The organism is Streptomyces sp. NPDC015127, from assembly GCF_043080095.1.
Classification (GTDB): Bacteria; Actinomycetota; Actinomycetes; order Streptomycetales; family Streptomycetaceae; genus Streptomyces.
In genome coordinates, this window is sequence record NZ_JBIBVE010000010.1 from 114,348 (window position 1) to 138,881 (window position 24,534).

The 24,534-nt window shown below is 72.6% G+C and carries 24 protein-coding genes and 1 riboswitch; of the genes, 17 read left to right on the forward strand and 7 right to left on the reverse strand.

Annotated features, from left to right (window positions below):
- The first annotated feature begins 202 nt into the window (after positions 1-202).
- Positions 203-361, forward strand: a riboswitch (cyclic di-AMP (ydaO/yuaA leader).
- A 13-nt stretch (positions 362-374) separates the two neighbouring features.
- Together ACF08N_RS20730 and ACF08N_RS20735 are read left to right on the forward strand one after the other, a co-directional pair.
- The gene (locus tag ACF08N_RS20730) at positions 375-1,154 is read left to right on the forward strand and encodes a M23 family metallopeptidase (protein ID WP_392326096.1); all 780 of its coding nucleotides are present in this window, start codon (positions 375-377) and stop codon (positions 1,152-1,154) included.
- 320 nt (positions 1,155-1,474) lie between these two features.
- Complete coding sequence (locus tag ACF08N_RS20735) at positions 1,475-2,152, forward strand: GntR family transcriptional regulator (protein WP_392326097.1); 678 nt, start codon at positions 1,475-1,477, stop codon at positions 2,150-2,152.
- Positions 2,153-2,353: 201 nt separating this feature from the next.
- On the opposite strand, the gene ACF08N_RS20740 is transcribed toward ACF08N_RS20735, so the two are convergent.
- Positions 2,354-2,635, reverse strand: coding sequence for an HPr family phosphocarrier protein (locus ACF08N_RS20740; protein WP_392326267.1), 282 nt, complete (start codon positions 2,633-2,635; stop codon positions 2,354-2,356).
- Between the two features lie 165 nt (positions 2,636-2,800).
- Here ACF08N_RS20740 and ACF08N_RS20745 point away from each other — a divergent pair, with 165 nt between their 5' ends.
- Genes ACF08N_RS20745 through ACF08N_RS20760 form a run of 4 tightly spaced genes read left to right on the forward strand, consistent with a single transcriptional unit; the run spans position 2,801 to position 8,700 of the window.
- The gene (locus ACF08N_RS20745; protein WP_392326098.1) at positions 2,801-6,175 is read left to right on the forward strand and encodes a GNAT family N-acetyltransferase; all 3,375 of its coding nucleotides are present in this window, start codon (positions 2,801-2,803) and stop codon (positions 6,173-6,175) included.
- A 37-nt stretch (positions 6,176-6,212) separates the two neighbouring features.
- Positions 6,213-6,797, forward strand: coding sequence for a DUF5998 family protein (locus ACF08N_RS20750; RefSeq protein ID WP_392326099.1), 585 nt, complete (start codon positions 6,213-6,215; stop codon positions 6,795-6,797).
- Entirely contained in the window at positions 6,797-7,999 is a 1,203-nt protein-coding gene (locus ACF08N_RS20755) for an alkaline phosphatase family protein (protein ID WP_392326100.1), read from the forward strand. Before ACF08N_RS20750 ends, ACF08N_RS20755 begins: the two co-directional genes overlap by 1 nt.
- A gap of 50 nt (positions 8,000-8,049) precedes the next feature.
- Positions 8,050-8,700, forward strand: a complete 651-nt coding sequence (locus ACF08N_RS20760; protein ID WP_392326101.1) for a thymidine kinase — start codon at positions 8,050-8,052, stop codon at positions 8,698-8,700.
- Between the two features lie 24 nt (positions 8,701-8,724).
- Here the strand turns inward: ACF08N_RS20760 and ACF08N_RS20765 are convergent, their stop codons facing one another.
- The gene (locus tag ACF08N_RS20765) at positions 8,725-9,513 is read right to left on the reverse strand and encodes a VOC family protein (RefSeq protein WP_392326102.1); all 789 of its coding nucleotides are present in this window, start codon (positions 9,511-9,513) and stop codon (positions 8,725-8,727) included.
- Positions 9,514-9,734: 221 nt separating this feature from the next.
- Between ACF08N_RS20765 and ACF08N_RS20770 the strand changes: the two genes are divergently transcribed.
- The gene (locus tag ACF08N_RS20770; protein ID WP_392326103.1) at positions 9,735-10,565 is read left to right on the forward strand and encodes a sulfurtransferase; all 831 of its coding nucleotides are present in this window, start codon (positions 9,735-9,737) and stop codon (positions 10,563-10,565) included.
- Positions 10,566-10,728: 163 nt separating this feature from the next.
- Here the strand turns inward: ACF08N_RS20770 and sepH are convergent, their stop codons facing one another.
- Positions 10,729-11,775, reverse strand: a complete 1,047-nt coding sequence (sepH, locus tag ACF08N_RS20775) for a septation protein SepH (protein ID WP_392326104.1) — start codon at positions 11,773-11,775, stop codon at positions 10,729-10,731.
- Between the two features lie 484 nt (positions 11,776-12,259).
- Between sepH and ACF08N_RS20780 the strand changes: the two genes are divergently transcribed.
- Positions 12,260-13,108, forward strand: a complete 849-nt coding sequence (locus ACF08N_RS20780; protein WP_392326105.1) for a hypothetical protein — start codon at positions 12,260-12,262, stop codon at positions 13,106-13,108.
- Positions 13,109-13,127: 19 nt separating this feature from the next.
- Here ACF08N_RS20780 and ACF08N_RS20785 read toward each other — a convergent pair whose 3' ends face one another.
- Positions 13,128-14,426, reverse strand: coding sequence for a D-arabinono-1,4-lactone oxidase (locus ACF08N_RS20785; protein ID WP_392326106.1), 1,299 nt, complete (start codon positions 14,424-14,426; stop codon positions 13,128-13,130).
- Positions 14,407-15,657: an MFS transporter gene (locus tag ACF08N_RS20790; RefSeq protein ID WP_392326107.1), complete on the reverse strand. Its 1,251-nt coding sequence runs from the start codon at positions 15,655-15,657 to the stop codon at positions 14,407-14,409. Before ACF08N_RS20790 ends, ACF08N_RS20785 begins: the two co-directional genes overlap by 20 nt.
- 136 nt (positions 15,658-15,793) lie before the next feature.
- Between ACF08N_RS20790 and ACF08N_RS20795 the strand changes: the two genes are divergently transcribed.
- Together ACF08N_RS20795 and ACF08N_RS20800 are read left to right on the forward strand one after the other, a co-directional pair.
- Positions 15,794-16,921, forward strand: coding sequence for a ferrochelatase (locus ACF08N_RS20795; RefSeq protein WP_392326108.1), 1,128 nt, complete (start codon positions 15,794-15,796; stop codon positions 16,919-16,921).
- 10 nt (positions 16,922-16,931) lie between these two features.
- A complete protein-coding gene (locus ACF08N_RS20800) occupies positions 16,932-17,732 on the forward strand; it encodes an inositol monophosphatase family protein (RefSeq protein WP_392326109.1) in 801 nt (266 codons plus the stop codon).
- A 249-nt stretch (positions 17,733-17,981) separates the two neighbouring features.
- Here ACF08N_RS20800 and ACF08N_RS20805 read toward each other — a convergent pair whose 3' ends face one another.
- A complete protein-coding gene (locus tag ACF08N_RS20805; RefSeq protein WP_392326110.1) occupies positions 17,982-18,149 on the reverse strand; it encodes a hypothetical protein in 168 nt (55 codons plus the stop codon).
- A 315-nt stretch (positions 18,150-18,464) separates the two neighbouring features.
- Here ACF08N_RS20805 and ACF08N_RS20810 point away from each other — a divergent pair, with 315 nt between their 5' ends.
- From ACF08N_RS20810 to ACF08N_RS20825, 4 genes are all read left to right on the forward strand, one after another.
- On the forward strand, positions 18,465-19,118 hold the full coding sequence (locus ACF08N_RS20810; RefSeq protein ID WP_177151625.1) for a response regulator transcription factor: 654 nt from the start codon (positions 18,465-18,467) through the stop codon (positions 19,116-19,118).
- Positions 19,119-19,123: 5 nt separating this feature from the next.
- On the forward strand, positions 19,124-20,362 hold the full coding sequence (locus tag ACF08N_RS20815; RefSeq protein WP_392326111.1) for a sensor histidine kinase: 1,239 nt from the start codon (positions 19,124-19,126) through the stop codon (positions 20,360-20,362).
- A gap of 382 nt (positions 20,363-20,744) precedes the next feature.
- Positions 20,745-21,041 carry a DUF4193 domain-containing protein gene (locus ACF08N_RS20820; protein ID WP_018848140.1) on the forward strand — a complete coding sequence of 99 codons (297 nt, stop codon included), beginning with the start codon at positions 20,745-20,747 and terminating at the stop codon, positions 21,039-21,041.
- A 13-nt stretch (positions 21,042-21,054) separates the two neighbouring features.
- Positions 21,055-22,023: a hypothetical protein gene (locus ACF08N_RS20825; RefSeq protein WP_392326112.1), complete on the forward strand. Its 969-nt coding sequence runs from the start codon at positions 21,055-21,057 to the stop codon at positions 22,021-22,023.
- Positions 22,024-22,081: 58 nt separating this feature from the next.
- On the opposite strand, the gene ACF08N_RS20830 is transcribed toward ACF08N_RS20825, so the two are convergent.
- Complete coding sequence (locus ACF08N_RS20830; RefSeq protein ID WP_392326113.1) at positions 22,082-22,540, reverse strand: DUF3093 domain-containing protein; 459 nt, start codon at positions 22,538-22,540, stop codon at positions 22,082-22,084.
- Positions 22,541-22,649: 109 nt separating this feature from the next.
- Between ACF08N_RS20830 and ACF08N_RS20835 the strand changes: the two genes are divergently transcribed.
- The 3 genes from ACF08N_RS20835 to ACF08N_RS20845 are packed head-to-tail and all read left to right on the forward strand — an operon-like array spanning position 22,650 to position 24,506.
- The gene (locus tag ACF08N_RS20835) at positions 22,650-23,219 is read left to right on the forward strand and encodes a PaaI family thioesterase (RefSeq protein WP_392326268.1); all 570 of its coding nucleotides are present in this window, start codon (positions 22,650-22,652) and stop codon (positions 23,217-23,219) included.
- Positions 23,219-23,731, forward strand: a complete 513-nt coding sequence (gene dut, locus ACF08N_RS20840) for a dUTP diphosphatase (protein ID WP_392326114.1) — start codon at positions 23,219-23,221, stop codon at positions 23,729-23,731. Before ACF08N_RS20835 ends, dut begins: the two co-directional genes overlap by 1 nt.
- A gap of 1 nt (position 23,732) precedes the next feature.
- Positions 23,733-24,506: a DUF3710 domain-containing protein gene (locus ACF08N_RS20845; RefSeq protein WP_392326115.1), complete on the forward strand. Its 774-nt coding sequence runs from the start codon at positions 23,733-23,735 to the stop codon at positions 24,504-24,506.
- The last annotated feature ends 28 nt before the right edge of the window (positions 24,507-24,534 follow it).

The window sequence follows — 24,534 nt, forward strand, 5'->3', positions numbered from 1 at the left end:
CGATGCGCGCAAGATGCGCTCAAACGGAACCCCGGCTTCAAGCTGTTTGCCGGGGTTCCGTGCTATGTCCGGTTTGTTGGAGAGGTTGCCCGTCTGCCCTGTGGCATGCGCTACAAAACAGGCTGTCCGTTTGGTGATCGGCAGATGAAATGCCTAGCGTCGGTCCGGCTGTCCGCCTGGATCACGTCGCACCCGCGGCATCGGACAGTCATCGCCGAGTCCCCTTCAGGCGCGAGCCCGGGGAGCCGGGGACCCAGTCCCCTGGGGTGAATCGGACGCCTTCGCCCGCGCGGAGGGGCCCGTAGGAGACCTTCCTGCTCCGAACCCGTCAGCTAACCCGGTAGGCGAGAAGGAAGGAAAGGACCAGCCTCTTCATGGCGTTCACCCGTGCCACCGGGAAGCACCGTGCCCCGAGCCGCCTGACGCGCAGGAGCCGGAACATCGCCGGCGTCGCGACTCTGGCCACCACCGGCGTCGTCGGAAGCCTCGCCTCCCCGGCGTTCGCCGCCGAGGCCGCGCCTTCGGTCGAGGACACCGGCCTGACGCAGATCGTCTCCATGGGGTCCATCGCCGACGAGATAGCCGACCAGGCCGCAGCCCAGAGGCAGGAGGCAGCCGAGGCCGCCGCCAAGGCCCGGGCGAAGGCGAAGGCCGAGGCCGAGGCGAAGCGCAAGGCCGAGGCACGCGCCAAGGAGGCCCGCGAGGCCAAGGAGCGCGCCGCCCGCGAGGCCGAGCGCCGCCGTCTGAATACCTTCCGGCTGCCCATCGCCGGCTCCTACGTGACCACCGGTTACCAGGCCGGCGGGTCCCTGTGGTCCTCCGGCAGCCACTCCGGCGTCGACTTCCGCGCCGCGTCCGGCACGTCGGTCGTGGCCGTGGGCGCCGGTACCGTCGTCGAGGCCGGCTGGGGCGGCGCGTACGGCAACAACATCGTGCTCCGCATGAACGACGGCACGTACACCCAGTACGGCCACCTGTCGTCGATCAGCGTGTCGGTCGGCCAGCGGGTCATGCCCGGCCAGCAGATCGGCCTCTCCGGCTCGACCGGCAACTCGACCGGCCCCCACCTCCACTTCGAGGCCCGGACCTCGCCGGAGTACGGCTCCGACATGAACCCGGTCGCGTATCTGCGCGCCCGCGGCGTCAGCGTCTGACGCGAGCCGTCTGACCCGAGCCGACCCGAGCCGCTCGCGAAGACCCCCGGTGTGCCACCGGGGGTCTTCGCCTTTCCCGGGACCCCTCCCGGCGCCCCTGACCGCCTCGCCGCTCTCTCGGATCCACGGGCATTGCGCATCCGGTGGCCCGGCCGCACCCAGGTCTCCGGCAGGTCCTCGCCGATCGCATGACGCATTTTTCGGCCAAAAGATATCCATGGATTCCGGTCGGCCATCGGAAAATGCCGTGGACTGGAATAGAGTCACCGGACACGAGTCAATCGGCTGCGTTTCGCGCGGATCAAGGCGGAGGTTCGGACATGCGCATTCCCGCGCACTCTGTATGCACGGCGATCCGCGACGACATCGTCTCCGGCGTATTCGAGCGCGGCAGCCGGCTCACCGAGGAGAACCTCGCACGCCGCTACGGGGTCTCCCGCGTCCCCGTGCGCGAGGCCCTGCGGACCCTGGAGTCGGAGGGCTTCGTCGTCACCCGGCGCCACGCCGGCGCGCATGTCGCCGAGCCGACCGAGCAGGAGGCGGCCGACCTGCTCGAGATCCGGATGCTGCTGGAGCCGCTCGGCGCCGCACGTGCCGCCCAGCGGCGCACCGATGCCCATCTGAAGGTGCTGCGCGGCCTGGTGAGGCTCGGTCAGGAGCGGGCGCGCCGCGGTCAGGGCGAGGATCTGCGGTCCCTGGGCGCCTGGTTCCACGAGACGCTCGCGCAGGCCTCCGGCAGCCCGGGGCTGACCGCCCTGCTGACCCAGCTGCGGCACAAGATCGCCTGGATGTACGCCGTCGAACAGCCGGCCGTGCCCGCCGAGTCCTGGGCCGAGCACGGCGCGATCGTGGACGCGGTGGCGCGCGGCGACGTGGAACGCGCGCGGGCGCTGACGGCCCTCCATGTGGAAAGGGCGGCGGCCGTGCACCGGCTGCGGCGTCCGGAGCGGGTGAGGACTTCGCAACATTCCGTAAACATCGCGAGCGTCCGCAATTAACAATCGAGCCGTATATAAGAAGAGTTTATTCGAAGGCCCTGTTTCCGGAGGCCCTTTCTCGGCCCTGCCCGAATTCATTTCTCCCGGGTGGCGTGGGCACGGAAAAGCCGCGGGTTCCTTGAATGCGGAACGCCGCGGCTCTGCCGTGGTTCTCGGGTGAGCCGGCCGGACGGGCCGGGTTGCCGACACCCGTCCGGACGGTCAGACCGTCTCGGGCAGCTCGTCCAGGCCCTCGGCCACGAGCTTGGCCAGGCGGTCGAGCGCGACGTCGGCGCCATCCGCGTCGGAAGCGAGAACGATCTCCTCGCCGCCCTGCGCGCCGAGGCCGAGCACGGCCAGCATCGAGGCGGCGTTGACGGGGTTGCCGTCGGCCTTCGCGATCGTCACCGGAACGCCGGCGGCCGTCGCGGCACGAACGAAGATGGAAGCGGGGCGGGCGTGAAGGCCCTCGGCCCAGCCGACATTGACGCGACGCTCAGCCATGGTGTTGCCCTTCAAGTCTCAACGGGTTGTCTAGACCAGTCTCTCATGCGTTCCGGAGTGCCTCCGTCGGCGTCCGGATGGTGGTCACCGCCGCCGTGGAGCCCTCTCAGCGTGCCCGTCCACAACCACCCACGCGACCCGTGACCGCGCCGTACGCTGGGGCCCATGCAGACCTCGTCGGAGCACGCCTACCCCGATCACTGGGAAGCAGACGTGGTGCTGCGGGACGGCGGCACCGCACGCATCAGGCCCATCACCACCGAGGACGCCGACCGGCTCGTCAGCTTCTACGAGCAGGTCTCCGACGAGTCGAAGTACTACCGCTTCTTCGCGCCCTACCCCCGCCTGTCCGACAAGGACGTGCACCGGTTCACCCACCACGACTACGTGGACCGCGTGGGACTCGCGATGACGGTCGGCGGCGAGTTCGTCGCGACCGTCCGCTACGACCGGATCAACGCGCACGGCCGCCCCGCCAGTGCGCCCGCCGACGAGGCCGAGGTCGCCTTCCTCGTCCAGGACGCCCATCAGGGGCGCGGAATCGCCTCCGCCCTGCTGGAGCACATCGCCGCGGTCGCCCGGGAGCGCGGCATCCGGCGGTTCGCGGCCGAGGTCCTCCCTGCCAACAACAAGATGATCAAGGTGTTCCGGGACGCCGGATACACCCAGAGGCGCAGCTTCGAGGACGGCTCGGTCCACCTCACCCTCGACCTCGAACCGACCGAGGAGTCCCTCGCCGTGCAGCGCGGCCGCGAGCAGCGGGCCGAGGCCCGCTCCGTGCAGCGGCTCCTCGCGCCGGGCTCGATCGCCGTGATCGGCGTGGGCCGCCGGCCCGGCGGCGTCGGCCGCACCGCCCTGCGCAACCTCCTGGAAGCGGGCTTCACCGGCCGGGTGTACGCGGTGAACCGCGCCTTCCCCGAGGGGCGTACGGAGACGGAAGGCGTGCCGGCCGTCCGCTCGGTCGCCGAGATCGGGGAGCCCGTCGACCTCGCGATCGTCGCCGTTCCCGCCGAGCGGGTGACGGACGTGGTCACCGACTGCGGCGAGCACGGCGTCCAGGGCCTGGTGGTCCTGAGCGCCGGATACGCCGAGAGCGGCGCGGCGGGCCGTGAGCGCCAGCGCGAACTGGTGCGGCAGGCCCGCTCGTACGGCATGCGGATCATCGGGCCGAACGCCTTCGGCATCATCAACACGGCGGACACAGTCCGGCTCAACGCCTCCCTCGCCCCCGAGTCCCCCGCGCCCGGGCGCATCGGCCTGTTCACCCAGTCCGGGGCGATCGGCATCGCGCTGCTCGCGGGTCTGCACCGGCGCGGCGCGGGACTGTCGTCGTTCATCTCGTCCGGGAACCGCGCGGACGTGTCGGGGAACGACTTCCTCCAGTACTGGTACGAGGACCCGGGCACGGACGTCGTCCTGCTCTATCTGGAGTCCATCGGCAACCCGCGCAAGTTCACCCGGCTGGCCCGGCGCACGGCGGCGGTCAAGCCCGTCGTCGTCGTCAAGGGCGCGCGGCACAGCGGCAGCGCGCCGCCCGGGCACGCGGTGCCGGTGACGCGGATGCCGGACGCGACGGTGGGTGCGCTGATGCGCCAGGCGGGCGTGATCCGGGTCGACACAGTCACCGAACTGATCGACGCGGGCCTGCTCCTCGCGGGCCAGCCGTTGCCGGCGGGGCCGAGGGTGGCGATCCTCGGCAACTCGGAGTCCCTCGGCCTCCTCGCGTACGACGCCTGCCTCACGGAGGGGCTGCGCCCGCTGCCGCCGCTCGACCTCACCACCGCGGCCACCCCGGCGGACTTCCGGTCGGCGCTGGTCCGGGCGCTGGCGGACGACGCGTGCGACGCGGTCGTCGTCACCGCGATCCCGTGGGTCGGCGAGGACGGGGTCACCGAGTCGGGTGACGGCGAGGTGCTGGCCGGGGCCCTGCGCGACGCGGCGGCCACGAGCCCGGCGAAGCCGGTGGCGGTGGTCCACGTCGAGATGGGCGCGCTGGCGGACGCGCTCTCGGTGGCATCGAGCACGGCCCCCCGCGCCCGCGCGGACGCGGCGTCCCCCGAGGCGGCCGGCGATTCCGCCCCGGCGCGGGACGCGCGGCGGGAGGTCTCGGCTCCGGCCGACGCGGACCCGGACGCGTTGTCCGCGGGGTCGGATGCCGCGTCTGGCGGCCGGGACGCGTCACCCGAGGCGGACGCGGATGCGTCGTCCACCCGCGCGGAGGCCCGCTCGACTGCGGACGCACGAGGCGGACCCGCCGGCGCGGACGCGTCGTCCACGTCGACCGACGCCCCTTCGGCGCAGGACCGGGCCGCGGCGTCCAGTGCCGACGGCACCGGGAGTGCGGACCAGCAGGGCGCTCCCACAGACGCGGCCGCGTCCTCCGGGACATCGGGCTCCCTGCCGGGCGACCGCACGTCCCGCTCCCGCTCACCCAGGTCGTGGTTCGGCCTGCGGGGCCGTCCGTCGGGCAGGCCGCCCACCTCCGCCGGATCGGGCCCCGCCGACGCGGGACGCCGGCCGGGCGCTGACGGCGGCACTTACCACAGGACACAGGAGCCCCGCCCGGCCGGTGCCGCGGCCGCCGCTCCCGCCGGCGGCCCGGGCACGCCCGGGCACGCACCCACCCCGGCCGATACCCCCGCCGACACCCCCACCTCCCACGACGCGACGCGGCGCATCCCCGCCTACCCCGCCGCCGAGCGGGCCGTCCGGGCACTGGCCGAGGCCGTCAGGTACGCGCAGTGGCGGCGGCAGGCCGCCGAGCCCGGCCGGGTGCCCGAGTACGACGACATCGACGAGCCCGGTGCCGCCGCCCAGATCGAGCGGCTGCTCGGCGGGGACAGCGACACCCGCGGCTTCACCCTCGGCCAGGCCGACACCCACGAGCTGCTCGCCCGCTACGGCATCCGCGTCCGGTCCGCCCTGCCCGCCTCGGACGCAGACTCCGCCGTCGAGGCCGCCCGCCGCCTCGGCTACCCCGTCGCCCTCAAGACCACCGCCCCGCACCTGCGCCACCGCGCCGACCTCGGCGGCGTACGCCTCGACCTCGCGGACGAAACGCAACTGCGCCAGGCGTACGAGGAGTTGACCGGCGCCCTCGGCAAGCCCGCCGAGCTGCAGCCCGTCGTCCAGGCGATGGTCCCGCGCGGGGTCGACACCGTGGTGCGCGCCGCCATCGACCCCGCCGCCGGGGCCGTGCTCTCCTTCGGACTGGCGGGCCCGCCCTCGGAGCTCCTCGGCGACACCGCCCACCGCCTCGTCCCCGCCACCGACCGCGACGCCGCCGACCTGGTCCGCAGCATCCGCACCGCCCCGCTCCTGTTCGGCTGGCGCGGCTCCGCGCCCGTCGACACCGCGGCCCTGGAGGAACTGCTGCTGCGGGTCTCACGGCTGGTCGACGACCACCCCGAGGTGGTCTCGATCGGTCTCGAACCGGTCGTCGTCGCCACGCAGGGCCTCTCCGTGCTCGACGCCTCCGTACGCCTCGCGCCCCCGCCCCCGCGCACGGACCTGGGCCCCCGCCGGCTCCCCAGCTACTGAGCGCTCGGGGCCCCCGGGGCCCCGTAGGATGGACGGCATGGCGAAGACCGGTACGACGACCCAGGGGCTGCGCGCGGCGATCGAGCGCAGCGGCTACTACCCGGCCCTCGTGGCCGAAGCGGTGGAGGCCGCCGTCGGTGGCGAGCCGATCTCGTCGTACGTCGTCCACCAGGAGACCACGTTCGACGCCAACGAGGTGCGCCGCCATGTCACGGTCCTCGTCCTGACGGCGAACCGGTTCATCGTCAGCCACACCGACGAGCAGGCCGAGGACTCCAGCTCGCCGACGCCGTACGCCACCACGTCCACCGAGTCGGTCAAGCTGGACCGCATCTCGTCCGTCGTGGTCAGCCGCGTCGTCGCCAACCCGGAGTCGTACACCCCCGGCACCCTGCCCCGCGAGGTCGTCCTCACCATCGGCTGGGGCGCCGTCTCCCGCATCGACCTGGAGCCCGCCGCCTGCGGCGACCCGAACTGCGACGCCGACCACGGCTACACCGGCAACTCCACCGCCGACGACCTCAGCCTGCGGGTGAGCGAGGCGGGCGACGGACCCGACACCGTGCGCCAGACGCTGGCCTTCGCCCAGGCGCTCTCCGAGGCCACGGCGGCCACCCGCTGATGGTCCAGCCCGCGCAGAGTGCGCTCTGGCCCGACGAGCCCGCTCCGCTCGCACTCGACACCGCGTCCGTGCCCGAGTACGGCACCGGGTCGCTCGCGGACCTCCTGCCCACCCTGGCCGCCGGCCAGGGCGTCCCCGGCCTCGGCCGGCGCATCCCGGAACTGGCCCCCGCCGACCGCAACTGCGTGTTCCTGATCGACGGTCTCGGCTGGCAGCAGATCCTGGCCCACCCGGACGAGGCCCCGTACCTGACCTCCCTGCTCGGCACCTCGCGCGGCGGCACCGGCCGTCCGATCACCGCCGGGTTCCCGGCGACCACCGCCACCTCGCTGGGCTCCGTCGGCACCGGCCTGCCGCCCGGCGTGCACGGCCTGCCCGGCTACACCGTGCGCAATCCGGAGACCGGTGAGCTGATGAACCAGCTGCGCTGGAAGCCCTGGACCCCGCCGCGCGTCTGGCAGCCGTACCCGACCGTCTTCCAGCTCGCCGACGAGGCGGGCGTGCACACGGCCCAGGTGTCCTCGCCGACGTTCGAACAGACGCCCCTCACCAAGATCGCCCTCAGCGGCGGAACGTTTCACGGGCGTCTGTCCGGCGAGGAGCGCATGGACCTGGCGGCCGAGCAGCTCGCCGCCGGCGACCGCTCCCTCGTCTACACGTACTACAGCGAGGTCGACGGCAAGGGCCACCGCTTCGGCGTGGACTCCGACGCCTGGCGCGGCCAGCTGATGTACGTGGACCGGCTGGTGCAGCGCCTCGCCGAGCAACTGCCGCCCCGCGCCGCCCTGTACGTCACCGCCGACCACGGCATGATCGACATCCCGTTCGACGAGCAGTCCCGCATCGACTTCGACGAGGACTGGGAGCTGCGTGCCGGTGTCGCCCTGCTGGGCGGCGAGGGCCGGGCCCGCCACGTCTACGCCGTGCCGGGCGCCGAGTCGGATGTGCTCGCGGTCTGGCGTGAGGTACTGGGCGAGCAGTTCTGGGTGGCCGGCCGCGACGAGGCCATCGCCGCGGGCTGGTTCGGCGACCGTGTCGACGAGCGGGTGTACGGGCGGATCGGCGACGTCCTCGCCGCGGCCCACGACGACGTGGTGATCATCGCGTCGGTCAACGAGCCGAACGAGTCGGCCATGGTCGGCATGCACGGGTCCATGACCCCCGTCGAGCAGCTCGTCCCGCTCCTCGAAGTACGCTCGTAGCCCTCCGTACCCCCACCGCTTCCCACGACCCGAAAGGTCCTCGACCTCCCATGCCCGAGCTGGTGTTCTTCTCCGGAACGATGGACTGCGGAAAGAGCACCCTCGCTCTTCAGATCGAGCACAACCGGTCGGCGCGCGGCCTGCAGGGCATGATCTTCACGCGGGACGACCGCGCGGGCGAGGGCAAGCTGTCCTCCCGGCTCGGCCTGGTGACCGACGCCGTGGAGGCCGCCGAGGGCTTCGACTTCTACGCCTACCTCGTCGACCGCCTCTCCAAGGGCGGCCGGTGCGACTACGTGATCGCCGACGAGGCGCAGTTCCTCGCGCCCGAGCAGGTCGACCAGCTCGCGCGGATCGTCGACGACCTGGAACTGGACGTCTTCGCCTTCGGCATCACCACCGACTTCCGCTCCAAGCTCTTCCCCGGCTCCCAGCGGCTCGTCGAACTGGCCGACCGCGTCGAGGTGTTGCAGGTCGAGGCTCTGTGCTGGTGCGGTGCGCGCGCCACGCACAACGCCCGCACCGTCGGCGGCGTGATGGTCGTCGAGGGCGCCCAGGTCGTCGTCGGTGACGTCAACCAGTCGCCGGACGAGATCGGTTACGAGGTGCTGTGCCGACGCCACCACCGGCGCCGGATGACGGCGGCCACGGCCCGGGCGGCCGCCCTGTCCCCGGACGTCCTGCCTGTCGGGACCGGCTGACGAGGCGTCGGTCCGTCCGCCGCCTCAGTCCCGATCCGTCCGGACGATCGTGAACACCGCGCCCTCCGGGTCGGCGACCACGGCCTCGCGCCCGGCGGCCCCCGGACCCGGCGGCCGGATCACCTGCCCGCCCAGCTCGACGACCCGCTGGGCCGCCGCATCGGTGTCCTCGACCTCGAAGTACGTCATCCAGTGCGGGCCGCGGTCCCGGGGAAGTGCCTGGCCCACGCCGTGGACCGATGCCACGGGCCGGCCGGCGACCAGCAGCGTCAGCCGGTCCTCCCGCGCCGGGCCGCCGTCAGTGGCCGGGACGAGCGCCTGCGCCTCATGGCCGAAGACCACCTGGTAGAACTTGCTCACCGACGAGTCCCGGGCGACCAGCTCGTTCCACACCGGGGTGCCGTGTGCGCCGTGGACAGCGGTGCCGGTGTGGGCCGCCGCCTGCCATACGCCGAAGACCGCGCCCAGCGGGTCCGAGGCGATGGCCATCCGTCCCTCGTCCCCGGCGACCAGCGGGCCCACGCCCACGGTGCCGCAGGCGCTCCTGATCGCCTCGGCCGTCGCGTCCGCGTCGTCCGTCGCCAGATACGGCGTCCAGGCCACCGGCAGATGACGGTCCGCGGGCAGACGGCCGATGCCCGCCACCTCCTTGCCGTCGAGCAGTGCGCGGACGTACGGGCCCAACTGCTGCGGTCCGGGCGCGAACTCCCATCCGAACAGCGACGCGTAGAACTCCTGCGTCGCGTCAAGGCCGTGCACCATCAGGCTCACCCAGCAGGGTGTGCCGGGCGCGCGTCGCGTCGCCTCGGTCATCGTCACTCTCTCCTCGGACCATCGTGGTGGCCGTGCGGGGACGGGCGGGCCGTTGTGCGGAAGGCCGTGCGCCCGAGTGAATGCTTTCACCACCGGGCGCCCACTGTGCCCCGGCCGCGCCGGATGTGGCGGGTTCTCGCCGGAGCATGCCCGTTCTGCTACGGGTCATCCGCCGTGGCGGGCATTGACGGTGCGGTGATCCGGTGCGCGAGGATGGCCGTATGACACCGATCATCTCCGCAGCCGATCTCGCGACCGAGCTCGCCGGCCCGACGCCGCCGGTGCTGCTCGACATCCGCTACCAGCTCGGCGGACCGCACGGCCGGCCCGCGTACGAGGCCGGGCACATCCCCGGCGCCGTCTTCGTCGACCTCGAGGCGGAACTGGCCGGGCCGCCCGGAGCCGGTGGGCGGCACCCGCTGCCCGACGTCGACGCCTTCGGAGCGGCGATGCGCCGCGCGGGCGTCCGCGCGGACACGCCGGTCGTGACGTACGACGGCGACAAGGGCTGGGGCGCGGCCCGTGCCTGGTGGCTGCTGCGCTGGGCGGGCCACGCCGACGTCCGCGTCCTCGACGGCGGACTCGCCGCCTGGACGGGGCCGCTGGAGACGAAGGAACCCGAGCCGGCGGAGGGTGACTTCGTCCCCGAGCCGGGCGCGCTGCCCCTGCTGGACGCGGACGGCGCTGCGGCCCTCGCCCGCGAGGGACTGCTGCTGGACGCCAGGGCGGGGGAGCGGTACCGGGGAGAGGTGGAGCCCATCGACGCGGTGGCGGGCCACATCCCCGGCGCGGTCTCGGCGCCGACCACGGAGAACGTGGACGAGACGGGCCGCTTCCTGCCGCGCGAGCAGCTCTTCGCGCGCTTCGTGGCCCTGGGGGCGGGCGAGGACGCGAAGACCGTCGGCGTCTACTGCGGCTCGGGCGTCTCGGCCGCGCAGCAGGCGGTCGCGCTGGAACTGGCGGGCTTCGTACCGGCGTTGTACGCGGGCTCCTGGTCGGAGTGGTCCCGCGACCCCTCCCGCCCGGTCGCCACGGGCCCGACCCCGTCCTGACCACGGCCGACCCGGGCCGGGGCGCGCCCGGCCCCGGCCCCGGCGAGGTCATGCCCGGGGCGGCTCGCCCGTTGCGCAGCCGCACCACGTGCCGTCCCCGTGTGGCGCGCGCGGCGAAAGGCCGGCGCCGTGAATGGGTGCCGGCCCGCCGTTCGGGGAGTCGTTATTCCTGCTTCTTGCGGCGCGTGCCGAAGACGATCTCGTCCCAGCTCGGCACCGCCGCCCGGCGGCCCGGGCGGACGCCGTCCGCCTCGGCCTGGCGGTCCGTGGTGCCCGTCAGCCGGTCGCGGTGGCCCGCCACCGAGCGCGGCATCAGTACGTCCGCGTACGCCGAGCCCGCGCCGGCCGACGCCGCGGGCGCCACCGGCTCCTCCTCGGCCTCGGGTTCCTGCACCGGGTCGAGCGCGGCAGGCTCCGGCGGTGCCGGGCGCTCCGGGACGACCATGTCGCCGCGGAAGTTCGGCACGGCCTCCAAGAGGCTGGTCAGCGAGTCGCGTTCGCCGCTGTCCTCCGGATCGGCGGCAGCGCCCACGGCGGGCCGGTCGATCTGGCGGTCCAGGGCACGGTCCAGCGGCCGGTCCCTCGGCAGCCGTGCGATACGCGGGACGAACGGGAAGCTCGGCTCCTGCGCGATCGTGTCGTCGGTCTCGCCGATCAGCGCGCGCGCCTCGTCGTCGACCGCCTGCACGAGCCGCCGCGGCGGGTCGTAGGTCCAGCTCGCCGAGTGGGGTTCGCCCGCCACCCGGTAGACCAGCAGGACCTCCCACGTGCCGTCGTCACGGCGCCACGAGTCCCACTGCACGGTGTCCTTCTCGGCACCGCGCAGCACCAGCCGTTCCTGCACCGCTTCCCCGAGCTGCGGGCCGGTGTTCTCTCCGGGGCGGCGTACGGGCGTCTTCCGTGCCCGTTCCGCCATGAACGCGCGCTCGGCGAGCACCGGGCCCTCGAAGCGGCGCACCCGGTCGACCGGGATGCCGGCGAGCTGCGCGACCTCTTCCGCGGAGGCACCCGCGCGTATACGCGCCTGGATGTCGCGGGGGCGGAGATGGCTCTCCACCTCGATCTCGATCTGGCCGAGGCGGGCGCGGTCGTTGCGTACGGCGGCACGCAGCCGCTCATCGATCGGAAGCGTGTATTCCGTGCTGTCCGCAGCCTTGAGCACCAGTCGTGTGCCGTCGTTGGAGACGGCCACGACACGCAGTTCGGGCATGGGGACCTCCCGGGTGGTGCCTGCCGACGTCACCTGCGTCGCTGCTTCCGCTAGTCGAGTGTGGCCTGCCCGGGTGCAGCCTGCCACAACCTTGCCGAGTTGCCCGGCGTGTCGGGCACAGGCCCTTGATCGCCGTTATGGCACGGTTATCTATTTGCCACTCAGAGTGATCGATGCTCACTCTGAGCAATAGATTCCCGTCCGGTGCCGCGGCGCCGCCGGATCGAGCGCCGCTTTCGGCCCCCTACCTGGGGTCCGAACACCGGGAGGGTGCTTGGGCCCAGGGCTCGCCACAGTACTCCATTCGGGCCATCGGGGTGGACTGCCGCGCCGCCGAACTTCTCGCCGGGGGTGGGAGTTGGGTCGCCGAACGGGGGGTGACCAGGTGTTGTGCTTCACAGAAACGGCAGAAGCGGAACTATCCACTTCGCTCATCTGTCACTCCTTGGTGCACGACGGACAGATGGGCGGACAGGGGCGGAAGATGCGGCAGAAGCGGGGCAGCGGGACGAACGGTCAGGAACGGTCCGAAGCGTCGGACGACGTGAAGGGCTCGCGGATCGACCTGAGCGTGCCTCAGGTTGCGGGCAGCACGCTCGCCGCGGTCGCCGCCGCGGTGCTCGCGTCCCAACTGGGCGTCTACGGGACCGTCATCGGCGCAGGCGTCGTCAGCGTGGTGGCCACCTGCGGCGGTCCGCTGTTCCAGCACGTCTTCAGCAGAACCGGCGCGCAGCTGCGCGAGGCCACCGTCCAGGCCGGACCGAAGGGCCGCCGGGCACCCGCCGTCACGGGGCCGCTCGGTGACCTGCCGGAGGAGCGATCCGCCCGCCGCGACGGCGCGTTCGGGGAGGCACGCACGTACGGCACCCGCGTACGCGGCTGGAAGCGGTCGGCCGCCGCGGCCGCGGTCGTCTTCGCCGTGGCCATGGCCGGGATCACCGGGTACGAGCTGGCGGCGGGCGAGGACCTGAACGGCGGCAAGGGCACCACGGTCGGCACCGCGTTCGGCGGCGGTGGCGGCAGTGGCCGCGGTACCGGGAGCAGCGCCGACGACTCCCCGGATTCCGCCGGGTCGAACAACACGCCGTCCCGGTCGCCCGACCGGGGAGCGACCGGTGAACCGGACACAGAGCACCCTGACGAGGCGGACCCGTCCGGGTCCACCGGCCCCGCGCCCACCCCCTCCGAGTCCCCGGCTCCGACCTCCGGCGCCGCGACGCCGGCGCCCACGGCATCGCCGGAGTCCACGTCCGGCGGCGACGCGGCGAGCCAGGACCCGGCCGCCGGCCCCACACCTCCCGAGAGCACCGGAACGGCTCCGGCCGGACAGTGACCGGCGGGGGCGCTGCCGGTCAGTCGCCCAGGACCCGCCGCAGATAGGGGTTCTGGAACATCCGGCCCGGGTCCAGCCGGTCCCTGAGCGCCGTGAACTCCCCGAACCCCGGGTACACGTCGGCGAAGTAGGCGGCGTCCCGCGTGTGGATCTTGCCCCAGTGCGGCCGTCCGGCGTGCGCGGTCATGATCCGCTCGACCGCGGTGAAGTACGAGCGGTACGGCGTACCCCGGTACATGTGCACGGCGACGTACGCGCTCTCCCGGCCCGACGCCGTCGAGAGCGTGATGTCGTCCGCCGGAGCGGTGCGCACCTCCACGGGGAAGCTGATGCGCAGCGGCGAGCGGTCCACCATGGCCCGCAGCTCGCGCAGTACGCCGACCACCGCCTCACGCGGCAGCGCGTACTCCATCTCAACGAAGCGCACCCGGCGCGGAGATGTGAAGACCTTGTAGGGAATGTCCGTGTACGTGCGGGCGGACAGCGCCTTGCTGGAGAGGCGGGCGATCGCGGGGACCGCTGCCGGGAACGCGCGCCCGACCGAACAGGCGACCTGGAACGCCCCGTTGGACAGCAGCTCGTCGTCGATCCAGCCGCGCACGGCGCCGGCCGGCGCGGCGGGTCCGGCGCTGCGGTTGTTGCGCTTGGTGTTGCAGTTGCCGGTGTGCGGGAACCAGTAGAACTCGAAGTGCTCGTTCTCCGCGTGCAGGGCGTCGAAGTCCGCGAGCACCCGGTCGAGGGGCATCGGCTCCTCGCGGGCGGTCAGCAGGAAGACCGGTTCCACGGCGAAGGTGATCGCGGTGACCACACCCAGGGCGCCGAGCCCGATGCGGGCCGCCGCGAACACCTCCGGGTTCTCCTTCTCGGAGCACGTGAGCAGCGAGCCGTCCGCCGTCACCAGCTCCAGGCCCTTGATCTGCGCGGCGATCGATGCCGAGTCCCGGCCGGTGCCGTGCGTGCCGGTCGAGGTGGCGCCGGCGACCGTCTGCTCCATGATGTCGCCCATGTTGGTGAGCGACAGGCCCTCCCGCGCCAGGGCCGCGTTCAGCCGCTTGAGCGGAGTGCCCGACTCCACCGTCACGGTCATCTCCGACCGGTCGATCCGCCGGATCCCGGTCAGCAGGTCGGGACGGATCAGCAGCCCGTCGGTGGCGGCGATCGCAGTGAACGAGTGGCCGCTGCCCACGGTCTTGACCCGCAGGCCGTCCTCGGCCGCCCGGCGCACCGCGTCGGCCAGCTCGTCGACGGAGGCCGGGCGGGCCTCGCGCTGCGGCGTCGAGGCGGCGGTGCCCGCCCAGTTACGCCACGTGCTCTTCACGCTCTTCGGACTGTTGCGAGTCCCGCTCACGCTGTCCCTCCCGCGTCGGCACCGGCCTGCGCAGCCGGCGGTACCCAAGGAACGCCACCACGGCCGCGAGCACTCCCGCAATGCCGGGCACCGCGTACCCCGCGGCCGCTCCGTGCGCGTCGACCACCCAGCCGGCGGCCGACGAACCGAGAGCCACACCGACCGCGAGCCCCGTACTGGTCCAGGACATGCCCTCGGTCAGCTTGCTGCGCGGTACGTGCGCTTCGACGAGGGCCATGGTCGTCACCATCGTCGGTGCGATGGCGAGGCCCGCGACAAAGAGCGCCACGGCCAGGAACGGCAGGCTCCCGGCCAGTTGGAGGGGGATCATACTCACGGCCATCGCACACACGCCGAGCACCCACCTGCGCGACGGCTCGCCCTTGAGGTGCAGCAGCCCGAACACGGCGCCGGCGAGGCAGGAGCCCAGCGCGTAGACGGCCAGCACCAGGCTCGCGGCCGCCTTGTGGCCCTCCTCCTCGGCGAACGCCACGGTCACCACGTCCACCGCGCCGAAGATCGCGCCCGTGGCGACGAACGCGGCCACCAGCACCTGCAGCCCGGGGGAGCGCAGGGCGCTGCCGCCCGTGTGCTGCTCGACGGGATGCGGTTTCGGCTCGGTGGCGCGCTGGGCGGTCAGCCACCAGACGCCGACGAGCAGGAAGAGCGCGGCGAGCAGCGGCCCCGCCTCCGGGAACCACACCGTCGACAGACCGATGGAGACGATCGGCCCGAAGATGAAGCAGACCTCGTCGACGATCGACTCGAAGGAGTACGCGGTGTGCAGTTCACGCGCCGAGCCCTGGTAGATCTCCGCCCACCGCGCCCTCGTCATGGCACCGACGCTCGGCACACAGCCGGCCGCGGCCGAGAAGACGAACAGCGTCCAGTCCGGCAGCCCCAGCTTCGCGCACACCAGCAGACCCGCGACGGCCGCGACCGCGACCAGGGTGGCCGGGCGCAGCACCCGCCGCTGGCCGTGCCGGTCGACGAGGCGCGAGATCTGCGGCCCGAGCACGGCGGCGGACATCGCGAGCGCCGCCGAGAGCGCACCGGCCAGCCCGTAACGGCCGGTGATCTGCGAGATCATCGTCACGATGCCGATGCCCATCATGGAGAGCGGCATCCGGCCGAGGAAGCCGGCAGTGGAGAATCCCAGGGTGCCGGGGGCGGCGAAGATCGCGCGGTAGGGACTGGGCAAGGAGCACTCCGGTAAGGCGTATGGGCAGCCTTCACAGATTACGGCCGAACGGGTGTCCCCGCACCGCGGTTTTCCGCCGCCCGGTGCCCGGGGGTCTCCCCGCCGGAGGCGGACGGAGGGTGGCAGGATCGATCCCATGTCCGATCTGCGTGATCCAGCTCCTTACGACGCCCTTCTGCTGCTCTCCTTCGGTGGCCCCGAGGGCCCGGACGACGTGGTTCCGTTCCTTGAGAACGTCACCCGCGGCCGGGGCATCCCCAAAGAGCGGCTCAAGGAGGTGGGTCGGCACTACTTCCTGTTCGGCGGCGTGAGCCCCATCAACGACCAGAACCGCGCCCTGCTCGACGCCCTGCGCAAGGACTTCGCCGAGCACGGCCTCGACCTGCCGGTGTACTGGGGCAACCGCAACTGGGCGCCGTACCTCACCGACACCCTGCGCGAGATGACGGCCGCCGGCCACCGCCGGATCGCGGTGCTCACCACCAGCGCGTACGCCTCCTACTCGGGCTGCCGCCAGTACCGCGAGAACCTGGCCGACGCGCTGGACACGCTCCGCGCGGAGGGCCTGGACGTGCCGCGCGTGGACAAGCTGCGCCACTACTTCAACCACCCCGGCTTCGTCCGCCCCATGATCGAGGGCGTCCTCGCCTCGCTGGCCGACCTCCCCGAGGACGTCAGGGCCGGCGCCCACCTCGCCTTCACCACGCACTCCATCCCCACCTCCGCCGCCGACACCTCGGGCCCCGAGCCGGACCACGGCGACGGCGGCGCCTACGTGGCCCAGCACCTGGACGTGGCGGCCCTGATCGCCGATGCCGTACGGGACGAGACGGGCATCGAGCACCCCTGGCAGCTCGTCTACCAGTCGCGCTCCGGAGCCCCGCACATCCCCTGGCTGGAACCGGACATCTGCGACCACCTCGAAGAGCTGCACGCGTCCGGGGCGCCCGCGGCCGTCATGGTCCCCATCGGCTTCGTCTCCGACCACATGGAGGTCCTCTACGACCTCGACACCGAGGCCACCGCCAAGGCCGCCGAGCTGGGGCTGCCCGTACGCCGGTCCGCCACCGTGGGCGCCGACCCGCGGTTCGCCGCCGCCGTACGCGACCTCGTGCTGGAGCGCGCCGCGACCGAGCGCGGCATCGACGCGGAGCGCTGCGCCCTCGGGGCGCTCGGCGCGAGCCACGACCTCTGCCCCGTCGGCTGCTGCCCGGCGCGGACGCCGAAGCCCGCGGCCGCCGGCGCCGACAGCCCCTATGCGTAAGGAGACCCCTGTGACCGACCCCCTGACGTCCGAACTGCTCGCCCTCGCCCTCGAAGCCGCCCGCCGGGCGGGAGCGCTGCTGCGGGACGGCAGGCCGGACGACCTGGCGGTCGCCCGGACCAAGTCCAGCCCCATCGACGTGGTCACCGAGATGGACATCGCGGCGGAGAAGCTGATCACCGGCTACCTGTCGGAGCACCGCCCCGACGACGGCTTCCTCGGCGAGGAGGGCGCGTCCAGCACCGGCACCAGCGGCGTGCGCTGGGTGATCGACCCGCTCGACGGCACCGTCAACTACCTGTACGGGCTGCCCACATGGGCCGTCTCGATCGCCGCCGAACTCGACGGCCAGACGGTCGTGGGCGTCGTGGACGTCCCGATGCGCGGGGAGACGTTCCGGGCGGTCCTCGGCGACGGCGCCTACCTGGGCGAGCGGCGGCTGCGCTGCCGGCCGGCGCCGCCGCTGGACCAGGCGCTGGTGTCCACGGGCTTCAACTACGTCCAGACCGTCCGCTCGCACCAGGCGGACGTGGCCCACCGGCTGATCCCGCAGCTGCGTGACATCCGCCGCGGCGGCTCGGCGGCCATCGACCTGTGCGACGTGGCCGCGGGCCGCCTCGACGGCTACTACGAGCGCGGGCTGCGCCCCTGGGACCTGGCCGCGGGCGACCTGATCGCCCGCGAGGCGGGCGCGCGGACGGGCGGCCGCCCCGGCGAGCTCCCGTCCGGCGACCTGACCGTCGCGGCCGGCCCGGGAGTCTTCGAGCCGCTCCAGACCCTCCTGGAGGATTTGGGCGCCTGGCACGACTGAGTCTCCTGGGGGCTCGGTTCACCTCCGGGGCGCTTTGAGACGGCGTCGACGGTCGATCGTGCTCGGTCCCTCGTACCTCGGGACCTCCGCGCGTTCTCCCTTTCGACGCCGCCGCGCCCCTTCGGCTCACTCGCCACGTGGTGGGCCGTGACAAAAAGCCAGAACCCCGGCACCGCGTCCCGCGGTGCCGGGGTTCTCGGGCGAGTCCAGCGGTCGGGCCGGACAGGCCCTGTGCTGCTCGGAGTGGTGCTACGCCGCGCTGACCTCGACACCGTGCTCTGCGGCGAGCCGGCGCAGGTCGTCCAGCTCGGCCTGCTCGACGTCGGCGAGGAAGTCGTCGCCTGTCTCGCGAGCCATCGTCAGGTCGGTCTCCGCAGCCTTTATGCGCTGCAGAAGTCCCGCGGTGAAAGCGTCCATGATGCGCCCCCTCGGCTAGGTCGGTGGCACGGGGGTGTGCCTGGGGTCCCCCTCGCCGGAGCGAGGGGCGGGTGATCAACCCTGGAACAGGTCGTGCTGCGCCACTACAAGGCGTGATCGTGGGTGTGCAGACGTCTTCCCCAGGGGCTCCCTCAGGGAAACCTCAACTGTCCCGCGAATCGGGTGTATTCCCGATGCTCTTGCAACGGGAATCCGCCTTACAGCCGGTTTACGCGCGTTACGGGCAGGATGGATGCGCACAACCAGTGCAAAGGCCTGCCCGTCGCCGACGGGCTCGGAGGAAGGAACAGCGACGTGCGCGTACTCGTCGTCGAGGACGAGCAGCTGCTCGCCGATGCGGTGGCCACCGGACTGCGCCGGGAGGCCATGGCCGTCGACGTCGTGTACGACGGCGCGGCGGCCCTGGAGCGTATCGAGGTCAACGACTACGACGTGGTGGTCCTCGACCGTGACCTCCCGCTCGTGCACGGCGACGACGTCTGCCGCAAGATCGTCGAGCTGGGCATGCCGACCCGTGTCCTGATGCTCACCGCGTCCGGGGACGTCAGCGACCGCGTCGAGGGCCTCGAGCTGGGCGCTGACGACTACCTTCCCAAGCCGTTCGCGTTCACCGAGCTGACGGCCCGGGTCCGCGCACTCGGCCGGCGGACGACCGTGCCGCTGCCTCCCGTGCTGGAGCGTGCCGGGATCAAGCTCGACCCCAACCGCCGTGAGGTGTTCCGGGACGGGAAGGAGATCCAGCTCGCGCCCAAGGAGTTCGCCGTGCTGGAGGTCCTGATGCGCAGCGAGGGCGCGGTCGTCTCGGCGGAGCAGTTGCTGGAGAAGGCGTGGGACGAGAACACCGACCCGTTCACCAACGTCGTGCGGGTGACCGTGATGACCCTGCGCCGCAAGCTCGGCGAGCCTCCGGTGATCGTCACGGTGCCCGGCTCCGGCTACCGGATCTGATCGGCATGGCCCCCGTCCCCGCGCCCCCCGAGGCGCCACCGAAGCCCACCTGGGATCCCAGGGAGCCGGTGCGGCCGTGGCTGCGCCCGACCATCCGGATACGGCTCACCCTGCTGTACGGCGGGATGTTCCTGATCGCCGGCATCCTGCTGCTGTCGATCATCTACCTGTTCACCGCGCAGGCGCTGCACGACGGGAGCGGTCTCCCGTTCAAGCTGCTGCCGGAGAGCAAGATCCAGCTGACCGACAACTCCTGCGAGGCGCTGACCACGGGCCTGTCGGCCGACGAGGCCAACGCCGCCCTGAAGGAGTGCTTCGCCCACCAGCGCGAGCTGGCCCTGGACGACCTGCTGCGCCGCTCGCTGTTCGCGCTGCTCGGGCTGAGCATCATCGCGTTCGCCTTCGGCTACGCCATGGCGGGGCGGGTCCTGTCGCCGCTCGGGCGCATCACCCGCACCGCCCGTCAGGTGGCCGGCTCGGACCTGACGCGCCGGATCGAGCTGGACGGCCCCGACGACGAGCTGAAGGAGCTCGCCGACACCTTCGACGAGATGCTGGACCGCCTGGAGCGGGCCTTCACGGCCCAGCAGCGGTTCGTCGCCAACGCCTCGCACGAGCTGCGCACCCCGCTGGCGATCAACCGCACGCTCCTGGAGGTCCACCTCTCGGACCCGGGCGCGCCCGTGGAGCTCCAGCAGCTCGGCAAGACGCTGCTGGCCACCAACGAGCGCAGCGAGCAGCTCGTGGAGGGCCTGCTGCTGCTCGCGCGCAGCGACAACCAGATCGTCGAGCGCAAGCCGGTCGACCTCGCCGAGGTCGCCTCCCGCGCCATCGACCAGGTGCGGGCCGAGGCCGACGCGCAGGGCGTGGACATCCGCGGGGAGCGCGCCCCGGCCGTCGTACAGGGCAACGGCGTCCTGCTGGAGCGGATCGCCCTGAACCTCGTCCAGAACGGCGTCCGCTACAACGTGGGGGACGACGGCTGGGTGGAGGTCTCCACGGAGATCCAGCAGGGCCAGGCCGTCCTGGTCGTGTCGAACACGGGCCCGGTGGTTCCCGCGTACGAGATCGACAACCTCTTCGAGCCGTTCAGAAGGCTGCGGCAGGAGCGGACGGGCAGCGACAAGGGCGTCGGCCTGGGTCTTTCGATCGCCCGGTCCGTCGCGCGGGCCCACGGGGGCCGTATCATCGCGGAGCCCCGCGAGGGCGGAGGGCTCGTGATGCGCGTCACCCTGCCGGTCTGACATGCTGAAACACGTTCGCTTTAAGCGGAATTTTCTGGACCCGGTCCAGGGAGTCCCGTGTGCGATCGCTCACAGCGGCGAATTTCAGGCCATCTACTCTCCGTGATCGCATATTCCGCCGAAAAGCCGGGAAAAGCCGGAGTTTCCGGGGGGTGGCATCACGGGAAGTACACGGGGTGGCGCCTGTGCAGCGCGCCCATGGGACCGTGTACGGTCCCCATCGCCGTCCAACCCGATCACTCTTGAGGGGTCCGGTTGGGTGTCGATTGAGTAACAGACCTTGATGTGAGGCAAAATCTCCGCCTCAGGTCGGGCACAAGTCCGGCCTCTCACGCGTTACGTGCGCTGGAGACACCGCAGACACCCAGAGGGGGAGAGCGACATGGCAACGGATTACGACACCCCACGCAAGACCGACGACGACGTCGATTCGGACAGCCTTGAAGAACTGAAGGCCCGGAGGAACGACAAGTCCACCTCCACCGTCGACGTCGACGAGTTCGACGCCGCGGAGGGCATGGAGCTCCCCGGAGCCGACCTGTCCAACGAGGAGCTGGCCGTCCGGGTCCTGCCGAAGCAGGCGGACGAGTTCACCTGCATGAGCTGCTTCCTCGTGCACCACCGCAGCCAGCTGGCGCGCGAGAAGAACGGCCAGCCGATCTGCCGCGACTGCGACTGAGGTCAGGTCGCCAGTGGCAGGCGAGACACCGTCCAGGAAGCGGCGTTTCCGGCGTCATAAGCCGTCGGAGGCGCACCAGGGCGGTTCGGGCTCGGCACAGGACGCCACGGCGTCCACCGAGCGCGATTCCGCCCTGCTGCCGCACGGCGCGGGTGACGACGTGGAGCGAGGCCGGCCGGCCTCGCTCGAAGCCGTGGACCGGGCAGGGCCCCCGACCAGGGCCCGACGCCTGGCCGCGGTGCGCCACTCGGTCGCCAGGGGAGGTGCGAGCGCCCGGGGCTCGCTGGTGAGGACCCGGCAGGGCGCCAAGGCGGCCCTGGCCAACCTCACCGACCGCCTGATCGACAACGCGCCCCGCATCCCCGTCCGCGACCTCGCGACGCTGCGCAGCCAGTTCCCCGGGCTCGGGCCCGAGCAGCTCGCCGACAAGCTCGTCGCGGGCGCGGCCAACGCGACGTCCACCGTCGGCGCCGGTGTGGGCGCCGCCGCGATGATGCCCGTACCGCCCGCGATGCCGACCGAGCTGGCAGCGGAGGTTCTCGGCGTCGGAGCGATCGAGCTCAAGCTCGTCGCCGAGCTCCACGAGGTCTACGGCCTGCGGCCGCCCGGCGGCCTCAAGGGCCGCAGCACCGCCTATCTGAATTCCTGGTCGTCCGAGCGCGGTATCGACGTGACCAAGCCGTCGACGTACAACGCGTCGATGGGCAGCCAGCTCAGGCGCCAGCTGCGCCAGCAGATCATGAAGCGCATGGTGCGCAATCTGCCCAGCCTCACGCCGTTCCTGGTCGGAGCCGCGGTCGGCGCGGTGATGAACCGCCGCGACACCAGGAAGCTCGCCGACCACATCCGCGCGGACCTGCGCAGGAGGCAGGTGCCCTGGGACGCCCTGCCGCCGCTCCCGCCGCTCGAGCAGCCGAAGGACGCGCTGCCCGGGGAGGTGCTGGGGGAGACCCGGGGACTCCCGCCCTCGGCGGAGCGCTGAGCACCCCGCTCAGGACACCCGGCTCAGGACCCGCCGCTCAAGACACCACGTTCAGGGTTCAGGCCGCGCGGACGGCCGTCAGGGCCGCCGCCAGCTCCTGCGGGTGCCGCGTCGACAGGTAGACGTACGGCGTCGGGTCCGCCGGATCCGTGACCTCGATCCGCACCGCCGTCGGCACATAGCTGCGCAGCAGCATGAAGGCCCGCGGATCCGCCTTGTGCGACCGCCAGGCACGCGCCTCCTGCGGGTCGAGCACCTCGGGCGTGCCGAGCGCCGACACCGGGATCCGGGCGTCGCCCGCGACCAGTGAGCCGGCCACCACGCGGATGCGCGCCGAGCCGTACGAGCTGACCAGAGCCCCCGCCAGTGCCGCCGCCCCGATCAGGCCGCCGAGCGCCGGCAGCGTCCCCAGCGGCAGCGCGACCAGACCGCCGCTGACGCCGACGAGAGCGGTGATGGCCCACCACGAACGGGGCGCGGTGAGGCGTTCTGAGTACTGCGGGGCGGAAGGCTGCATGAATCCAAGCTTGGCACGGTGCGACCGGCGGGTATCCGCGCGGGTAAGGTCTGCGCCTGTGAGTAACGCGAACACCCAGGCGGCGACGCCCGGACCCCTGGCCGGCTCCATGGCGCTGACCCCGCCCGCCGCCGCCAAGGCCCCGGTCCGGCATCCCGACGCCCCGGCCCCGGGCGAGCTCCTCGGCGCACACTACGAGCACTGCTTGGGCTGCGGCGGCGCACAGCCCCACGGCCTGCACCTGGCCGCGCGCGCCCAGGAAGGCGTACGCGTCACGGCCGAGTTCACGGTCAAGCCCGCACACCAGGGCGCCCCCGGGCTCGCGCACGGCGGGGTCCTGGCCACCGCGCTGGACGAGACGCTGGGCTCGCTGAACTGGCTGCTGCGCGTGATCGCCGTGACCGGCAAGCTGGAGACCGACTTCGTGCGCCCGGTGCCCGTGGGCACGGTGCTGCACCTCGACGCCGAGGTCACCGCCGTCGCCGGGCGCAAGATCTACTCACGTGCCGTCGGCCGGATCGGCGGCCCGGACGGACCGGTGGCCGTTCGCGCGGGTGCGCTGTTCGTCGAGGTCAAGATCGACCACTTCATCGACAACGGCCGCGCCGAGGAGATCCAGGCGGCCATGGCCGATCCCGACCAGATCAGGCGCGCCCGCGCCTTCGAGGTGAACCCCTGATGCGTGAACCCGTCGACGTACTGATCCGCCGCGTGGACCCCGACGTCCCGCTCCCCGCCTACGAGCACCCCGGCGACGCCGGCGCCGATCTCGTGACCTGCGAGGCCGTCGAGCTGGCGCCCGGCGAGCGGGCCGTCCTGCCCACCGGAGTGTCGATCGCCCTGCCCGACGGGTACGCGGCCTTCGTGCATCCGCGCTCGGGTCTCGCCGCCCGCTGCGGAGTGGCTCTCGTGAATGCCCCAGGGACGGTGGATGCCGGGTACCGTGGGGAGATCAAGGTGATCGTGGTCAACCTCGACCCGCGTGAGAGCGTGCGGTTCGAACGGTTCGACCGGATTGCCCAACTGGTCGTCCAGCAGGTCGAGAAGGTGCGCTTCCACGAGGTGGCGGAGCTTCCCGGCTCGGCGCGGGCCGAGGGGGGCTTCGGGTCCACCGGCGGACACGCCGCCGTGGACGGCACTACGGGTGGGAATCGATACGCTTCGGTCGTATCCGACCGGGAAGGACAGTGACGTGTTCGGACGTCGCAAGAAGAGTGGTTCCGCCGGGGACACGGCGGCGGGCGAGGCCGAGCGAGTCGCCGACCAGTCGGACGAGCTCGACACCGACGCCGAGGAGGGCTCGCCCCGCAGGGTGAACCTCCCGCCGGCGCCCCGGCCCGACGGCCCCTGGGACGTCTCCGAGGTCTCCAGGCCCGGTGACGGCCGGGTCGACCTGGGCGGACTTTTCGTGCCCGGGGTCGAAGGCATGGAGCTGCGCGTCGAGGTCGCCGGTGACGCGATCGTCGCCGCCACGGTCGTGCTGCGCGACAGCGCCGTACAGCTGCAGGCCTTCGCAGCGCCCAAGAAGGAAGGCATCTGGGGCGAGGTCCGCGAGGAGATCGCCTCCGGCATCACGCAGCAGGGCGGAGTCATCGACGAGGTCGAGGGTCCGCTCGGCTGGGAGCTGCGGGCCCAGGTGCCCGTGCAGCTGCCCGACGGCACGGGCGGCGTGCAGCTCGTCCGCTTCGTCGGTGTCGACGGCCCCCGCTGGTTCCTGCGCGGTGTGATCTCCGGGCAGGGCGCGGTGCAGCCGCAGGCCGCCGGCCTGCTGGAGCAGATCTTCCGGGACACCGTCGTCGTGCGCGGCGACGGCCCGATGGCGCCCCGCGACCCGATCGTCCTCAAGCTGCCGGAGGACGCCCAGATGGTGCCCGAGGGCGTCCAGCAGGAGGAGCAGGAGGGATCCCGCTTCTCCGGAGGCATGGGCCAGCTCCAGCGCGGACCCGAGATCACCGAGGTCCGCTGACACGAGCGCAAGGGCGCGTGGGCCGTGG

Coding starts and splice junctions, on each gene's coding strand:
- ACF08N_RS20770 (WP_392326103.1), top strand. CDS start 9,735: ATGACACCGATCATCTCCGCAGCCGATCTCGCGACCGAGCTCGCCGGC.
- dut (WP_392326114.1), top strand. CDS start 23,219: ATGCGTGAACCCGTCGACGTACTGATCCGCCGCGTGGACCCCGACGTC.
- ACF08N_RS20760 (WP_392326101.1), top strand. CDS start 8,050: ATGCCCGAGCTGGTGTTCTTCTCCGGAACGATGGACTGCGGAAAGAGC.
- sepH (WP_392326104.1), bottom strand. CDS start 11,775: ATGCCCGAACTGCGTGTCGTGGCCGTCTCCAACGACGGCACACGACTG.
- ACF08N_RS20780 (WP_392326105.1), top strand. CDS start 12,260: ATGCGGCAGAAGCGGGGCAGCGGGACGAACGGTCAGGAACGGTCCGAA.
- ACF08N_RS20820 (WP_018848140.1), top strand. CDS start 20,745: ATGGCAACGGATTACGACACCCCACGCAAGACCGACGACGACGTCGAT.
- ACF08N_RS20755 (WP_392326100.1), top strand. CDS start 6,797: ATGGTCCAGCCCGCGCAGAGTGCGCTCTGGCCCGACGAGCCCGCTCCG.
- ACF08N_RS20730 (WP_392326096.1), top strand. CDS start 375: ATGGCGTTCACCCGTGCCACCGGGAAGCACCGTGCCCCGAGCCGCCTG.
- ACF08N_RS20750 (WP_392326099.1), top strand. CDS start 6,213: ATGGCGAAGACCGGTACGACGACCCAGGGGCTGCGCGCGGCGATCGAG.
- ACF08N_RS20835 (WP_392326268.1), top strand. CDS start 22,650: ATGGCGCTGACCCCGCCCGCCGCCGCCAAGGCCCCGGTCCGGCATCCC.
- ACF08N_RS20795 (WP_392326108.1), top strand. CDS start 15,794: ATGTCCGATCTGCGTGATCCAGCTCCTTACGACGCCCTTCTGCTGCTC.
- ACF08N_RS20765 (WP_392326102.1), bottom strand. CDS start 9,513: ATGACCGAGGCGACGCGACGCGCGCCCGGCACACCCTGCTGGGTGAGC.
- ACF08N_RS20740 (WP_392326267.1), bottom strand. CDS start 2,635: ATGGCTGAGCGTCGCGTCAATGTCGGCTGGGCCGAGGGCCTTCACGCC.
- ACF08N_RS20735 (WP_392326097.1), top strand. CDS start 1,475: ATGCGCATTCCCGCGCACTCTGTATGCACGGCGATCCGCGACGACATC.
- ACF08N_RS20815 (WP_392326111.1), top strand. CDS start 19,124: ATGGCCCCCGTCCCCGCGCCCCCCGAGGCGCCACCGAAGCCCACCTGG.
- ACF08N_RS20830 (WP_392326113.1), bottom strand. CDS start 22,540: ATGCAGCCTTCCGCCCCGCAGTACTCAGAACGCCTCACCGCGCCCCGT.
- ACF08N_RS20745 (WP_392326098.1), top strand. CDS start 2,801: ATGCAGACCTCGTCGGAGCACGCCTACCCCGATCACTGGGAAGCAGAC.
- ACF08N_RS20805 (WP_392326110.1), bottom strand. CDS start 18,149: ATGGACGCTTTCACCGCGGGACTTCTGCAGCGCATAAAGGCTGCGGAG.